Source organism: Bradyrhizobium sp. SZCCHNRI3043, assembly GCF_032377735.1.
Lineage (GTDB): Bacteria > Pseudomonadota > Alphaproteobacteria > Rhizobiales > Xanthobacteraceae > Bradyrhizobium.
Map to the genome: position 1 here is coordinate 62,301 of NZ_JAUHID010000026.1, position 15,430 is coordinate 77,730.

General features: G+C 64.1%; 13 protein-coding genes and 2 pseudogenes. 13 read left to right on the forward strand and 2 right to left on the reverse strand.

The window, feature by feature from the left end:
• The first annotated feature begins 34 nt into the window (after positions 1-34).
• The 12 genes and pseudogenes from QX124_RS29800 (at position 35) to QX124_RS29855 (ending at position 10,610) form a co-directional block, all read left to right on the forward strand.
• Positions 35-1,128 (forward strand): annotated as a pseudogene (locus tag QX124_RS29800) (LLM class flavin-dependent oxidoreductase).
• Positions 1,129-1,378: 250 nt separating this feature from the next.
• Positions 1,379-2,470, forward strand: a complete 1,092-nt coding sequence (locus tag QX124_RS29805; RefSeq protein WP_315799085.1) for an ABC transporter substrate-binding protein — start codon at positions 1,379-1,381, stop codon at positions 2,468-2,470.
• Positions 2,448-3,461 carry an ABC transporter permease gene (locus QX124_RS29810; protein WP_315799086.1) on the forward strand — a complete coding sequence of 338 codons (1,014 nt, stop codon included), beginning with the start codon at positions 2,448-2,450 and terminating at the stop codon, positions 3,459-3,461. The genes QX124_RS29805 and QX124_RS29810 overlap by 23 nt, the downstream gene beginning before the upstream one ends.
• The gene (locus QX124_RS29815) at positions 3,455-4,246 is read left to right on the forward strand and encodes an ABC transporter ATP-binding protein (RefSeq protein WP_315757868.1); all 792 of its coding nucleotides are present in this window, start codon (positions 3,455-3,457) and stop codon (positions 4,244-4,246) included. The genes QX124_RS29810 and QX124_RS29815 overlap by 7 nt, the downstream gene beginning before the upstream one ends.
• Entirely contained in the window at positions 4,240-5,424 is a 1,185-nt protein-coding gene (locus QX124_RS29820; protein WP_315799087.1) for an acyl-CoA dehydrogenase family protein, read from the forward strand. Before QX124_RS29815 ends, QX124_RS29820 begins: the two co-directional genes overlap by 7 nt.
• Before the next feature lie 21 nt (positions 5,425-5,445).
• Positions 5,446-6,549, forward strand: coding sequence for an LLM class flavin-dependent oxidoreductase (locus QX124_RS29825; RefSeq protein ID WP_315799088.1), 1,104 nt, complete (start codon positions 5,446-5,448; stop codon positions 6,547-6,549).
• Complete coding sequence (locus QX124_RS29830) at positions 6,546-7,487, forward strand: ABC transporter substrate-binding protein (protein ID WP_315799089.1); 942 nt, start codon at positions 6,546-6,548, stop codon at positions 7,485-7,487. Before QX124_RS29825 ends, QX124_RS29830 begins: the two co-directional genes overlap by 4 nt.
• Positions 7,488-8,451: 964 nt before the next feature.
• On the forward strand, positions 8,452-8,808 hold the full coding sequence (locus tag QX124_RS29835) for a hypothetical protein (RefSeq protein WP_315799090.1): 357 nt from the start codon (positions 8,452-8,454) through the stop codon (positions 8,806-8,808).
• Between the two features lie 177 nt (positions 8,809-8,985).
• Positions 8,986-9,234: pseudogene (locus tag QX124_RS29840) on the forward strand (PIN domain-containing protein); the annotation flags it as partial.
• A gap of 159 nt (positions 9,235-9,393) precedes the next feature.
• The gene (locus tag QX124_RS29845; RefSeq protein ID WP_315777406.1) at positions 9,394-9,849 is read left to right on the forward strand and encodes an RbsD/FucU family protein; all 456 of its coding nucleotides are present in this window, start codon (positions 9,394-9,396) and stop codon (positions 9,847-9,849) included.
• A 230-nt stretch (positions 9,850-10,079) separates the two neighbouring features.
• Complete coding sequence (locus tag QX124_RS29850; protein ID WP_315799091.1) at positions 10,080-10,334, forward strand: type II toxin-antitoxin system ParD family antitoxin; 255 nt, start codon at positions 10,080-10,082, stop codon at positions 10,332-10,334.
• A 24-nt stretch (positions 10,335-10,358) separates the two neighbouring features.
• Positions 10,359-10,610: a type II toxin-antitoxin system RelE/ParE family toxin gene (locus QX124_RS29855; RefSeq protein WP_315770961.1), complete on the forward strand. Its 252-nt coding sequence runs from the start codon at positions 10,359-10,361 to the stop codon at positions 10,608-10,610.
• Positions 10,611-10,937: 327 nt separating this feature from the next.
• On the opposite strand, the gene QX124_RS29860 is transcribed toward QX124_RS29855, so the two are convergent.
• Entirely contained in the window at positions 10,938-13,160 is a 2,223-nt protein-coding gene (locus QX124_RS29860) for a right-handed parallel beta-helix repeat-containing protein (protein WP_315799092.1), read from the reverse strand.
• Between the two features lie 718 nt (positions 13,161-13,878).
• On the opposite strand from QX124_RS29860, the gene QX124_RS29865 reads away from it, so the two are divergent.
• A complete protein-coding gene (locus QX124_RS29865; RefSeq protein ID WP_315799093.1) occupies positions 13,879-14,214 on the forward strand; it encodes a hypothetical protein in 336 nt (111 codons plus the stop codon).
• A gap of 277 nt (positions 14,215-14,491) precedes the next feature.
• Here QX124_RS29865 and QX124_RS29870 read toward each other — a convergent pair whose 3' ends face one another.
• A complete protein-coding gene (locus QX124_RS29870; protein WP_315770966.1) occupies positions 14,492-14,869 on the reverse strand; it encodes a hypothetical protein in 378 nt (125 codons plus the stop codon).
• Positions 14,870-15,430 lie beyond the last annotated feature (561 nt).

Here is a 15,430-nt window from a genome sequence, read left to right on the forward strand (position 1 = left end):
GATGCGAGAGACGTGCAGATCGTGAGGGTCGACCATGACAAGTCCGCTTCGTTTCGGCATTTGGGCCTCGGTACATGGCCCGCGCGCGGCGCATCAGGATCCGGAAGAACCTTATGATGCCTCCTGGGAGCGCAGTCGCGATCTCGTGCTGAAGGCGGAGGCGCTGGGGTATGATTCGACGCTGGTGGCCCAGCACACGATCAATCCGCACCAGGAGGATCTCGATCAGCTCGAGGCCTGGAGCGCAGCAGCGGCGCTCGCAGCGCTCACCAGCCGGATCGAGATCATCACCGCGATCAAGCCGTATCTGTATCATCCCGTGGTGCTCGCCAAGATGGCGCTCGGCATCGAGAACATCAGCCGCGGGCGTTTCGCCATCAATCTCGTGAATGCCTGGAACAAGCCCGAATTGGAGCGCGCCGGCATCGGCTTCGCCGAGCATGACGAGCGCTACGCCTATGGACGCGAATGGATCTCGGTGGTGTCGCGGCTGCTGCAGGGCGAGCGCCTCACGCACAAGGGCCGCTATTTCGACGTGCAGGACTACGCGCTGCGGCCGAAGGATCTCTACCGGGTCCGGCCGCGGATCTATGTCGGCGGCGAATCCGAGCCGGCGCGGTCGCTGGTCGCGATCACGGTGACGTCTGGTTCATCAACGGCCAGCCGCTCGCCGACGTCTCCGGCCTGATCCGCGACGTTGCGGCGCGGCCGAGAGGTGCGGCGCCGCCGCTTCGCTTCGGCCTATCGGCCTTCGTGATCGCACGTCCGACCGTGGCGGAGGCGGAAGCTGCGCATCAGCGGCTGCTGCTTCTCGCCGAGAAGGACGCGCCGATGAAGGCGATCCAGAAGCAGAACACCGACCCCAAGGTGGTGATGATGCAGACCATGCAAAAGAGCGCGCGCGTCGGCAGCAATGGCGGTACGGCCGCCGGGCTGGTCGGCAGCTATGAGGAGGTCGCCGACCGCATCATCGACTTCCACGCCGCCGGCATCGAGCTGTTCATGCTGCAGTTCCAGCCGTTCGAGGCCGAGATGAAGCACTTCGCGGACGAGATCATTCCGCGCGTGCGGCAGCGACAGCGCGATCTTGGTCTCGCGACGGCCGATTCCGGCCGACGCGCGGGGTGATCTCGCCTGCGAAGCGCGCGGAAGAACTGATTGCTTTGTGAAGTTCGTTGCGCGGGGAGATATTCGCTCACCGTCGCGCCACATTCGAAAATCCATTTCATTGACGATGTGGACGGGCGAACGCATCATCCATTCATCATTGGGGCGCTGACGACAGCGCACGGTCAACGAGACATCGATGCATTCCGCGGATGGAGTGCGGGCGCCATGCGCCTGCGCATAGGCGGAGCGTTGTCGGCAGGAGAGGGTGATGGATAATACGGAGACGACAAGCGCTTTGAGCCGGCGTCGGCTGCTGCAGGCGGGCGCCGGAGCCGCGTTGGTGGCGCCGTTCGGCGGCCTTGCCGCGCAGGCTCTGTCCTTGCGAGCCGCGCCGGAGATCGACTTTCAGCAGTTTCCGATCTGCCGGACGACGGCTGAAGTGCCAGCTCTCACCGGCGCGCCGCGCAAGCTGAAACTGTCGTGGAATGCCGGCGCGGTGTGCCTGACGCCGGTTCCGGTGGCGATCGACCAGGGCCTCTTCAAGAAGTACAATCTCGATGTCGAGCTGATCAACTACTCGGGCTCGACCGATCAGCTGCTGGAAGCCATCGCGACCGGCAAGAGCGATGCGGGCCTCGGCATGGCGCTGCGTTGGCTGAAGCCGCTGGAGCAGGGGTTCGACGTGAAGATCGCCGCCGGCACCCATGGCGGCTGCATGCGGGTGCTGGCGCGCAGCGATTCCGGCATCACCAAGCTGGCGGACCTCAAGGGCAAGGCGGTCGCCGTCGGCGATCTCGGTGGTCCCGACAAGAACTTCTTCTCGATCCAGCTCGCGCGGCTCGGCATCGATCCGGTGAAGGATGTCGATTGGCGCGTCTATCCCGGCGCCGTCGTCAACGTCGCCGCCGACAAGGGCGAGACGCAGGCGTTCCTGGCGTCCGATCCGCTCGCTTATCTCTGGCTGAAGGACCCGGCCTACAAGGAGGTCGCCTCCAATCTCGACGGCGAGTATCAGAACCGCGTCTGCTGCATCCTCGGCCTGCGTGGCAGCCTCGTGCGAGAGGAGCCGCAGGTTGGCCGCGCTATCACGCAAGCGCTGCTCGATGCCGCGATGTTCACGGCGCAGAACCCGGTCGAGGCGGCGAAGTCGTTCCAGCCTTACGCGCCGAAGCAGGCGACGCTCGCCGATCTCGAAGGCATGGTGCGCTATCACACCCATTATCATCATCCGCATGGTGCTCCGCTGAAGCAGGAGCTGAAGGCCTATGCCGACGACCTGAAGGTCGTCTCCGTCTTCAAGCCCAGCACCGACACCAGCAAATTCGCCGAGCGCATCTATGTCGACATTTTCTCTGTCTGACGTCGCCGCCGGCGAGCTCGCGCGGAGCAGCTTGCTTTCTGACAAGCTCCGCGAGGTGGCGCCCGGCATTGCCGCGGCGCTCGCCTGGGCCGCCTTCGGCGCATCCTGCCTCGTCCGCGAGGACATCGGTGACTGGTCGCGCACGACCGATCTCGCGGGCGCCGGGTTCGTCATCGCGGCGATCCTGCTGTTGGCCAGTCTTGCCGCGCACCTGCTCGGACGTGCGGGTGTCGGCGTGCGCAAGCGAAGTCCCTGGTTCATCGCGCTCGGCGTGTTCCTGACGCTGTGGGAGCTTGCCACCGCGAAATACGCCTGGCTGCCGCTGCCGTTCTTTCCGCCGCCGCAGGCCATCATCGAGGTCTACACCGACGATCTGCCGAAGCTGCTCGACAGCGTCTTCGCCTCGATCAAGCTGCAGCTGGGCGGCTACCTCATCGGTGCCACCATCGGCTTCGTCACGGGTGTCTCGATCGGCTGGTCGACGCGGATCGGCTACTGGGTGCACCCGGTGCTGCGCTTCATCGGACCGCTGCCGGCCACGGCATGGCTGCCGATCGCCTTCTTCAGCTTCCCGACCAGCTGGAGCGCGTCGACGTTCCTGATCGCACTCGCCACCGGCTTCCCCGTAACAGTGCTGACATGGTCCGGCGTCGCCAGCGTGCCAACCGCGTACTACGACGTCGCGCGAACGCTCGGCGCCAAGCCGTCGTTCCTGGTGCTGAAGGTCGCAATCCCTGCGGCGCTGCCGCATGTGTTCGTCGGCCTGTTCATGGGCCTCGGGGCCTCCTTTGCGGTGCTGGTCGTCGCGGAGATGATCGGCGTCAAGGCCGGTCTCGGCTGGTACCTGCAATGGGCGCAGGGCTGGGCGGCGTACGCCAACATGTATGCAGCGCTGCTGGTGATGTCGCTGCTCTGCTCTGGCGCGATCACGCTGCTGTTCAAGACCCGTGACCGCGTGCTGGTCTGGCAGAAGGGCGTCGTGAAATGGTAGCCGTTGCGGAAGCTCGACGGGCGGCGTTCCCGGGTGCCGCGATCGACATCGCTCATGTCGACCATGCCTTCGACATCGATGGCGCCGAGCTGAAGGTGCTCGACGATGTCAGCCTGATCGTCGAGCCCGGCGAGTTCGTCGCGCTGCTCGGGCCCTCGGGCTGCGGCAAGTCGACCTTGTTGCGTCTCATCGCCGGCCTCGACAAGCCGCGCAGCGGCGTGCTGCGCGAGGACGAGATCAGCATCAGGGGACCGCATCCCTCGCGCGTCGTCGTGTTCCAGGATCCGACGCTGTTTCCATGGCGCACGGTGCGGGACAACGTCGCGCTGGGACTGGAGGCGCAGGGCATCCTCAAGAAGCAGCGCCATCGTGTCGATGCGGCGCTCGACTTGGTCGGGCTGTCCGACTTCCGCAACGCCTATCCGCATCAGCTCTCCGGCGGCATGGCGCAGCGCGTCGCGCTGGCGCGGGCGCTGGTCAACGATCCCAAGGTGCTGGTGCTGGACGAGCCGCTCGGCAAGCTCGATTCGCTAACCCGCATCGCGATGCAGGCGGAGCTCGTAGCGCTGTGGCAGCGCAAGGGTTTTACGACGCTGCTGGTCACCCACGACGTCGAAGAGGCGCTGGTGCTCGCCAATCGCGTCATCGTACTCAGCGACCGCCCCGCGCGCATCAAGGCCGACATCGTCGTGGACAGACCCTATCCGCGGCATCGCGGTGATCCGCATCTTGCCGATCTGCGCCGGCAGATCCTTGGGCTCCTCGGCTTGGAGGCAACATGGTAGCCGTCATCGAAAGCATCGCGCCGCGCCCGGCCGGTGCGGTGGACGACGAAGAGCTGATTGTACGAGCCGTGCGGCTCGTGCCCGTCTTCGCCGCGCGTGCGCCGGCGCATGACCGTGACCGCAGCTTCCCGTTTCAGAATTTTCAAGACCTGTTCGACGCGAGCCTGCTGTCGCTGACCGTGCCGACCGCGCTTGGCGGGCATGGCGCCGGCGCACGTCTCACCGCGCGCGTGCTCGGGATCATTGCCGAAGCCGATCCGTCGACGGCGCTGGTGCTGGCGATGCATTACATCCAGCACTTGGTGATGGCGCGGCACCAGGAGTATCCGCCGCGGCTTGCGCGCAAGCTCGCGCGGGAGTCGGTCGAGCGCGGCGCGCTGATCAACACGTTCCGCGTCGAACCCGCGCTGGGCTCGCCGTCGCGCGGCGGCCTGCCGGAAACGATTGCGCGGCGCACCGACACCGGCTGGCGGCTGAGCGGCCGCAAGATCTACTCGACGGGTGCGCCGATCCTGAGCTGGTACTCGGTGTGGGCCAAGACCGACGAGGCCGAGCCCCGGCTTGGACTCTTCCTGGTCCAGGCCGGACTGCCCGGCATCAGCATTTTGGAGACCTGGGATCATCTCGGCCTGCGCGCGAGCGGCAGCCACGACGTCGTGTTCGATGACGTCGTGATCCCGCTGGACCATGAGATCGAGCTGCGCAAGCCGGAGGGCTGGCGGGTGCAGAACCCGACGCAGGCGCTGGTTCACGCCGCTTTCGTCGGCGCGATCTATGACGGCGTCGCGCGCGCCGCACGCAACTGGATCGTCGACTTCCTGAGGACGCGGACGCCGTCGAGCCTCGGTGCACCGCTCGCGACCTTGCCCCGGGCGCAGGAGGTGCTCGGCGCGATCGAGGCGCGGCTACAGGTCAATGCGCGGCTGATCGATAGCGTGGCGCGCGATTTCGACGAGGGCAGGGTCGTCAGCCCGGTCGAAGGCAACGTCATCAAGCTGACCGTCACCAACAATGCGGTGGCGGCCGTCGAGGACGCGCTGTCGCTGTCGAGCAATCACGGCCTCAGCCGCGCCAACCCGCTCGAGCGGCACTATCGCGACGTGCTGTGCGGCCGCGTGCATACCCCGCAGGACGATGCCACGCGGATCGCCGCCGGCCGTCTGGCGCTTGGACTCTGAGAACCTGAGGAGAGAGGACACATGTCCGAGATCGAATTCATCGGCTTCATTTCCAACAACAACTCGTCCGAGACCATCGTCCGCAAGGGACCGGTGCTCGACCCCGTCCACATCGAGACGGTGGCGAAGGCGCATGAGAATGCCGGCTTCGACCGCGCGCTGCTCGCGTTCCACTCGACCTCGCCGGACAGCCTGCAGGTCGCCCAGCATGTGCTCGGCGTCACCTCGAGGCTCAACGTGCTGATCGCGCAGCGACCGGGGTTCACGTCACCGACCCTGCTGGCGCGGCAGTTCGCGGTGCTCGACCAGTTCTCCAGGGGCCGCGTTGCGCTGCATGTGATCACCGGCGGCAATTCAACCGAGTTGCGACAGGACGGCAACACGCTCGACGACAAGGAGGCGCGCTATGCGCGGACAGCTGAGTTCCTCGACATCGTCCGCGCCGAGTGGACCAGCGAGAAGCCGTTCAGCTATGCCGGCAAGCACTATCAGGTCGAGAATGCATTCGCGCAGGTGAAGCCGTATCGGAAAGAGGGCATCCGGATCTATTTCGGCGGCGCCTCCGATGCCGCGATCAATGTTGCGGGCCGTCATGCCGACACCTATGCGCTGTGGGGCGAGTCCTATGCGCAGGTGCGTGAGCAGGTCGCCCGCGTCAGCGCGGCCGCCGCCAAGCACAGCCGGCCGGCACCGCGCTTCTCGCTGTCGGTGCGGCCGATCCTTGCCGATACCGAGGAGAAGGCCTGGGCCAAGGCGCAGGAGATTTTGGAGCGCGCCACCGCGCTGCAGGATCAGACCGGCTACCGCAAGCCGGCCGACGGTCATGCCACTGATGGCGCCAAGCGGCTGCTGGCGATCGCCGAGCAGGGCAAGCGGGTCGACAAGCGGCTGTGGACCGAGATTGCCAAGCTTACCGGCGCCAACAGCAACACCACCGCGCTGGTCGGCACGCCGGAGCAGGTCGCCGACGTGTTCGGCGACTACTACGATCTCGGCATCAGCCATTTCCTGATTCGTGGCTTCGATCCGTTGATCGATGCCATCGAGTACGGCCGCGAGCTGATCCCCGCGACGCGCGAGCTGATCGCGCGGCGGCAGGGCGCGAAGGGAGTGGCCGCGGAATGAAGCGCGTTCTGCTTGTCGCGGGTGTTCTGCTCGCGTTCACGGCCTCGGCCTTTGCGCAGGCGACCCTGCGCGTCGGCGACCAGAAGGGCAATGCGCGCGCCGTCATGGAGGCAGCGGGCGTGCTCAAGGACGTGCCCTACACCATCGAGTGGAAGGAGTTCGTCGCGGCTGCCCCGTTGCTGGAAGCGCTCGGCGCGGGCGCGATCGAGACGGGGCTCGTCGGCGACGCGCCCTTCACCTTTGCCGCCGCATCAGGGGTGCCGGTCAAGGCAATCGCCGCCATTCGCCAGACCCAGGAGGGTCTTGCGATGCTTGTGCCCGAAAGCTCGGCGATCAAGAGCTTCGACGACCTCAAGGGCAAGAAGATCGCGACCGGCCGCGGCTCGATCGGACATCAACTGGTGCTGGCGGCACTGGAGTCACGCGGCTGGACCACCAGCGACATCCAGCTCGTATTCCTGCCGCCCTCCGATGCCAAGGTCGCCTATACGCAGGGCTCGGTCGATGCGTGGTCGACCTGGGAGCCGTATGTGAGCCAGGAGGAGGTGCTGTTCAAGTCGCGCCGCATCATCACCGGCGAAGGACTGACGCCCGGCCTGAGCTTCCAGGTCGCGACCCCCACCGCCATCAGGGACAAGCGCGCGGCGCTCGAGGACTTCGTCCAACGGCTTGCGGCGGCGCGTGCGTGGTCGCTCGGCAATGTCGAGAGCTATGCCGAGACCTGGGGCCGGCTGATGAACATTCCGTCCTCCGTACCACTGAACTGGCTCAAGCGCGCCAAGGTCCGCATCGTGCCGGTCGACGATGCCGTCGTCGCCGACGAGCAGAAGACGATCGACCTCTACAGGCGCACCGGCCTGATCAAGGAGCGGCTCGACGCGGCCGGCATCCTCGACCGTTCGTTCACTGCGGCGATCGCGAAGGGGGCGGGGCTTTGAGCTGTCAGCGCGTCACGTGATCTCACCGAACACACGTGACTCTCGGCGGCGTCGGCCGCTGAAAACCATAGCACCCTTCAGCGGTGATCCCACCGTCAGCCTCCACGCTATCAGGCTGACCTTCCCGTAACCGTCCCGGCCCGCGCCGGTGAACTTGGTGCCACACCAGCTACACCACGTCACGCGGCACGATCGCGGCGCCTCCGCGAACCCGGGGGAAAAGGAGCCCGCTCCGATCCTCGAATGTGCCTCCCCTCTCAGCCTCTTCGCTGCGTTTGACTGGCGGGCGTCTTGCTTGCAAGTGTGCTTCAGGATCGCCGAGACGTAGTTGCGGCGCGAATCTCAGTTGCGCTGCCAACCGATCAGGACATGAAGCTGACCATCGTCTGGCGATTTTCCATCGCCGTCCTGGCGATAGCAGGCGATGGATGATGAAGGGCGCTCGGCGCGCCCGGCTTGTCTGGGCGTTCAAGTGTCCCAGAGGTTGCTGTGATTGAGCGAGAAGCCGCAGCGTACCGGATCACCGCATTCGCCGGCGATGACGCGCGAGTGCCTATGAGTACCGCAGGTTCCTGTGAGCGAACCTAATATATAAGGTCGCATCGCGATCTGAGGTATTAATACCTTCTAGTAGGTGGGTTGTGAATTGGGCGTCGTTGACCTCTCTGATTGGGCTTCATGGCTTCAGTGTGTGACGACGAGGCGCTCCAGCACCGGACGGATGACGACGCCGAACATCCAGCCGCCCGCGGTCTTCTATTCATGGCAATCGGGCCTTCCGTCGAGGGGAAATCGCGGCTTCATCGGCGATGCGCTCGAGCGAGCTATTTGATCTGTCCCGCTGACCAAGGTCGATGCCTCACGGCTGCAAACCATCTCTTGGATTGTCCAGTCATTGGCCGTACGTTGGTGGGCGGTGACGGAACAATGCCCAAAGCAAACACCGTGGAGAACAGTTGGTCTGATGGATGAAGACGACCCGAGCGATCAAATCTCCCGGATCGAGGCGCGGATTGAAGAGCTTGCCGAGATGGCCGAGCGGTGTCGCAAGATCATCCTGGCCTCGAGGGTCGTGATCTATGCCGGTGCAGGATTGCTGCTCGGCGCGGTGCTGGGCCTGCTGGGATCCAATGCGGTCGTCGCCCTCGGGGCGATTGCTGCGGTGCTGGGCGGCATCGTGTCGCTCGGATCGAACGTCAGCACATTGCGACAGACCATGGCGGCAATGGCCGCCGCCGAGACGTTTCGCGCCGACCTGATCGGCAGGATCGATCTTCGTCTGGTTGATGACGCGCGCCGAAGCGGATTGCAGCCTCGGTGACTCGCGCCGCCGGGTGTTGCACTCCGAGCGATCCGTTTGCGGGGGGCGGTGACGGTGCGCGAACTGACTACACCGGATCAACGCGACCTGTCGAGCAAAGCGGGTTCAGGTAGGCTGTATCGCCTTGCCGTGCGCAGCCCGGGCTGCTATATATAAGCAACGCGCAAGAGTGCTGATCTCGCCGAGTGGCTCGAGACGGTCATGCATCTGTACGGTGAGCGCATTCTGTCGTTCGACATGCGGGCAGCGCGGATCGCGGGCCGGTTGTCGGATCGGACGAGGGGGCCTGGACAGGCGCCGGGCTTCGCCGACATCATCATCGCAGCGACCGCGCGCCGGCATCAATTGACGATCCTGTCGCGCAACCTCAGACATTTCGAGCCGCTGGATGTCCCCGTGCTGGATCCATTTGCGGACTTGCCGTGAACGGCGCGGTCCGGGTTCTGATCGGCAAGTGGCGCGGATTCGACCTCGCGCGATGCCAATCAGCTCAGCCAATCAGCTCAATTGACGTGAGAGGATGGTTTCGCCGGCGCCCGACCTATCCTACGATAGCAATGAAAAAGAAGATGCAGGGAGTAAACCATGCTCAAGGGGATCGATCCGCTGCTCAATGCCGACGTGCTCTATGCTGTCAGGGCGATGGGGCATGGCGACCGCCTCGTGATCTGCGACAGCAATTTTCCGGCCGATGCGATCGCGCGGCGGACCGTGTTCGGCGAGCTCTTGCGCATCGACAATGTCAGCGCGGCCCGGGCCGTCCAGGCGGTGCTGTCGGTGCTGCCGCTTGACACCTTCGTCGACGATGCCGCGGTCAGGATGGAGGTCGTCGGCGAGCCCGAGGTGGTGCCGCCGGTGCAGCAGGAGGTTCAGGCTGTGATCGACCGCGCCGAAGGCAGGTCCTGGCCGCTGGTCGGCGTCGAGCGGCACGCGTTCTATGAAAAAGCCAAGACCGCCTATTGCGTGATCGCGACCGGCGAGCGCCGGTTCTACGGTTGCTTTCTGTTCAGCAAGGGCGTGATCGCGCCGGACGCGCAGTGAGCATACTCCTGGCCGCGCTCACATGGGTGATGCGCGTCGTGTTCTCGTCGCGTAGCCAGGGCGAGCGCCCGCCGATGCCCAACGGTCGTCGGCGGGAGCGGCCCCGGGGAGAGACCGGCCCCGCATGTCGCTACGCTCGTGGCGGGCTACGGACCGGTCACGGAGGCGGGAGCTGTTGGCTTGCGGTAGCAAATGGTGGCAATTTATGCTCCCCGGTCTTGGAGCATCCGATGGCATCTGTCGAAAAACTCAGCGTTGCGCTGACGAGCGAGCAGGTCTCAGCCCTCAAGACAGCGGTTGAGTCGGGCGAATATGCCACCACCAGCGAGATCGTCCGCGAGGCGGTGCGCGACTGGCAGCTGAAGCGTGAGCTGTGCCGGGAGGACGTCAGGCGCCCGCGGCAGGCCTGGGACGAAGGCATCGCCAGCGGATCTGCTGCCAAGGTCGATATGAAGCAGCTGCGCACGGACGCCCGCGACGGCTGAAGGGAGCGAAGCAAGCCTCCCACAATGCCGATTGAGCTGGTCTGGTCCAACCAGGCCTGGTCCGATCTGCTCGACATCTACCTGCTGATCGGGGTCGATCAGCCAGCCGCCGCTGAGCGTCATCTCGACCGAATCGAAGCGAAATTCGAACTGCTGAGATCGCAACCGCGGATGGGCGCCCGCCGTTCCGATCCGCCCGTCCATGCGTATGCTGGTCGAGGCGCCTTACCTGCTGCTTTACCGAACCGTCCCCGACACGGACGAAGGTCCGGTTGACTCCGTTGAAATCATCCGCGTCATCGACGGCGACGACGTCCGACCGACGGCAAATCCGCCCTCATGGCTTTGCGGGTTCGAGTCCTGCATCACCCATCATCCGGCCGCGGCCGGCCCCATGACGTCTGGGCGATGGGCCAAACATAGCCGCCGCCTGAAGGCTCAGCCAGCGATGTGGTGTCGGCTTTTCGATCGATGTTGATATGGCCGTAGAAGGGCACTGGCGAGTATCGAGCAGATATTGACGGTCTGCGCGCCATCGCAGTCGCCGTCGTCGTCTTGCTTCATCTCAGGGTGAGTGGCTTCAGTGGCGCGGCGTTGCCGCCTCTATTTGCTCTCGGATGGCGTCCGGCTGTAGACCGTCTTGGCCGGATAGGTCGAGTTCGTGATCGTCAGCGTACTACCATCGAGATTATAGATGCTGGCGCCGTCGCGCGCCTTGTTCTTGACGAATGCCGACTTGCTGACGCCGACGACTGTCGCTTCCAATTGCGAGGCCCGGCTGATCTCATAGATGGCGCCGCCCTGATGGCGCGCGCTATTGGCCGTAAACCGGGCTTGCTCATAGCTCACATGCGAGCCGTAATCCTCGTAGGTTGCGCCGCCATCCTGCGATGCCCGATTGCCGGTGAACGAGCACTTCTGACATGTGACGACGACGCCCTCGCGGTTGACGTTGGCGCCGCCATAGACGGCCCGATTGCCTTCAAAGACGGTATCGGAGATCGTGAGATTGGCCTTGCCGTAGGCATAAATCGCTCCGCCTTCGAGTGCTTCGTTGCGCTCGAAGCGGCAATTGTGCAGCGTCATCTTGAATCCGATCGCGGCCTCGCGCGGCAGAAATTTCTTGCCGGCATGATAGGCAAGCAACCCGCCGCCCTTGCCGTTGTAAGTCCGGCCGACCGCGCGACCGTCACGCAGCGTCAATCCGTCGAGCAGCGCGTCATCGGCGCCATAGAGGACGTGCGCATATCGATAGCCGCCTTTGGCGGCCCTCGCGCTCAGAATTGTCCGCGCGCCGGCGGCGCGACGCTGCTCTAAGGCAGTTTCAGTGCCGGCAAACCCGCCGTACAGCTTCACGCCGTCGTAGAGAATGAAGGCCGCGATACGGCCGTCCTTCTTGGCAGGCCTGTACGTGCCGGCCTTGATCCAAACCGCTGCCTTCGAGGCCGAGGCGAGGTCGATGGCCGCCTGCAAGTCGGAGAACCCGGTTGCCCAGGAAAGTCCGTCCTGTGCCTTGGCCGGGTTGTCCGGAACGACATAGATGACCGGCGCGGATACGGCCTTGGCGCTGACCGCTGGCCGGATGTACTCGCCCTGATATTCGACCGCGCCGCTGTTCTTCACGTAAATCTGGACGAGTTTCTCGACCAAGCCGTTCTTCAGCAGGAGCGCGCCGTCCAAGCCGGGCTGATAACCGCGCGCATAAGCGGGCGCGGATTTAAGGGCAACGGGTTCCAACTCCCCCTTGAGGTTGCTGATGGGGATGAAGTCGGCCAGCGGCAGCGTGCTTCCCGCATGAGCGAGCGAGCCGACCTCCGACACAATGTCCTCATGCCAATTATAGACCTTACCGACAACGCTGCGGATGAGGATCGGATTGCTGTTCGCACCTGTCCCCTGATAAAGGTCCGGGCCCAACGCGCTGCTGGCCTTGTTGCCCACGATTGTCACGTTGACGAGCAGTGGTGCCGAGCCGCCGTCGTTGCCGACGCCGCCGGCGCTCACGGCCGAGTTGCCTGTGAACAGCGTGTTGAAGACAAGCGGCGACGCGGCAAAGTCGTTGTAAAGGCCACCGCCTTTGTCGTTGCTGCGGTTGCCGATGAAGCGGCAGTTGATGAAGCGCGGCATAGCGCCGAGATCGTTGCTTACGCCGCCGCCGCGCAGCTCGGCGACAATGTCGATGAAATCGACATTGATGAAGGCCGCCTGGTCCGCGCCCGCCTTGTGCACATTGTAAACGGCGCCGCCCTTGGGCGAGTAGTTGTTCTTGAAGACGACGTTGCGCACAATGGGGCTGGTCATGAAGTTTCTCATGCCGCCGCCAACGACCATGTCGTTCTTGAGAATGTCGGCCGGCACGAGATGCATGCGGGGCTTGTCCGTCCCGTAAGAATCCGAGACCGTGAAGCCATCCAGAATGGCTCGGTTAGCGCCCATAATAATGGTCTTTGTGTTTTTCGTCTTGTCGCCCTTGCCGATATTGCCGCTGAGTATGGTTACATTCCTTCGAAAATCCCTTTGCTGCCGCGCCGTTTCGTTGCCTGAGAAGCCCCCATAGACGGCGATGTCCTCCTTGAGGACAAATGACTTGGTCTGATCGGTCGCATCGGGATAATACGTGCCACGCGCCACCCAGATTTCGTCGTTCTTAGAGGCCGCTGATAGTGCATCCTGCAGGGATTGGAACGGGGCATTCCAGGCGTGCCCGTCCCCCGCACTCTTGCTTGCCTGATTCACGTACCAAGTTTTTCCGGAATCGGCTTGCGAGACGCCCGAAGCTAAGGTGACGATTGCAGCCGCAAAAAGTGCCGTGAAAAGGTGCTTCATCTTCATTCCTAATCGGGGATTGATCCGCGGCGCGTCGGCTGAATCCGTAGGCGTTCCAGCGAGCAGGGGTCTCTATCGAGCAGAGCGCGGTTCTATGCTGGGTCACAATGTACAGCATGCTCTCGACGTCAATCGTTTGTGTTGATCTGAGTCAATCCGGCGCGAGCTCGGGGCCTTCGCTGCGATTTGGCTCTTTCTGACCTCTATGGGTTGGCTCGCCAGCCTGCGTTGCCATCAGCAGCGAACGGTTCTCGTTGTGGTGAATATGAAGCGGTACGCTGTCGCCAAATATCCGCGGTAAGGCATCTCAAAAATGCCGAGAACATCGCCGGACTGTTAGCAGGTCCGCTTACGCAAATGATGGTCAAAGCCACGATGTGCCTGTCCTCCGCTCGACTCAGGGTCGATCGTAGCAGAATGCGGCGCGGCGAGATTGCGGGTGACAGTGCACTAAATCGTGCTGGGCCATCCGATGAAGTTGTTTCGTTCGATGGCCGATATTCGTCGTCTGTTCGATGAAGGATGACCAGCTCGCTCTCGGTGCGTTCGCGCCAGCGATTGCGGGATTGCGCTGACAGTGCACTTGACTATCTCGCTGACCAAGGTCGATGCCTCACGGCTGCAAACCATCTCTTGGATTGTCCAGTCATTGGCCGTACGTTGGTGGGCGGTGACGGAATAATGCCCAAAGCAAACACCATGGGGAACAGCTGGTCTGATGGATGAAGACGACCCGAACGATCAAATCTCCCGGATCGAGGCGCAGATCGAGGAGCTTGCCGAGATGGCCGAGCGGTGTCGCAAGATCATCCTGGCCTCGAGGGTCGTGATCTATGTCGGTGCAGGAATGCTGCTCGGCGCGGTGCTGGGCCTGCTGGGATCCAATGCGGTCGTCGCCCTCGGGGGGATTGCTGCGGTGCTGGGCGGCGTCGTGTCGCTCGGATCGAACGTCAGCACATTGCGACAGACCATGGCGGCAATGGCCGCCGCCGAGACGTTTCGCGCCGACCTGATCGGCAGGATCGATCTTCATCTGGTGGGTGACGCGCGCTGAAGCGGATGGCAGCTTCGGTCGCTCGCGCCGCTGGGTGTCGCCCTTCGAGCGATCCGTTTGCGGGGGGTGACAGCGCGCGAAACTGACTTCGCCGGCTCAGCGCGACGAGGCTCAACGGGCTTCGGGGAAGCGACGCCGGGGAGAGATCTGTCCCGCATGTCGCTGCGCTCATGGCGGGCTACGGGACTGGTCACGGGGGCAGAGAAGGGAGTCCAGCGCCGGGCGAGCGCCGCGAGACCTCGCCCGGTGCCACGCCGCGGTTTCAATCAGAAGCGGCTCAGCGGCAATTCCAGGTCGTTCCTTGCGCGCAAACCGCGTTCGGGCTGTCACCACCATAGATCTGATAGGGGTATTCGCCTTTGCGATAATAGCCATAGGCGTGGGGGTTCACTCCGTAGTAGGCGGGCGCCTCGTAATACGCCGGGCCGCCGTAGACCGGACCATCATAGTAATCATAGGCGTCGCGGCTTGCGGCGATCGCAAGACCGGTGCCGATGGCACCCGCCGCAAGCGCCGCGCCGACCGCAGCGCCGCCGCCACCGTGCCAGCGCCCATTTCGCGCGTCGGCACTGGTCGGGGCCAGGGCGCCGATCGCGAGTGCAGTCAATGAAGCAATTGCGGCCGTGCGGCCGAGCAGAGCTGTTTTGGTCGACATATCAGGCCTCCAGTGAAGTGCGCCGTGATCGGCGGATGTCTCCGGTGTCCGGCTCTGCCAAGAACGGTTGACGAATGTCAGAGCCGAACAAGGCCGGCAAACGGATGATCGATTGCGGTTCTTGATCCGACCTCGCTCGAGGAGCTGGCGACAGTCCAAAGCGAATGTCAGGTCCATCACACTAGAACCGCTGCTGCGCTTTGGAGTTCCGGCCCCGCCCGAACTTCCATGCGATCGGACCGGTGCCGCTGGGCACGCGGAGGAGGGGAATGGCTCGTGCTTTGCCGACCCGGCAGCCCGGAGCCAACTCATCACCGTGACGGTGCATTCCAACAACTGAAGACGTTTGAAGGGCGTCGATGATGCTGGCCGCTATGACCCGATGAGCTCACGCCATCCCGAGTTGCACGACGGGCAATCTCTGCATGGCGCGCACGCGCCAACTGCCCGTCGAGCCAGTTTGTCGCGGACTCATCACTTGCCACGTCGAGGCTGGGCAAGAATCCGAATTAGGGGGGTGAGAGGGCTCGGCGCGGTGCAATTTCGAGCCATGACTGCATC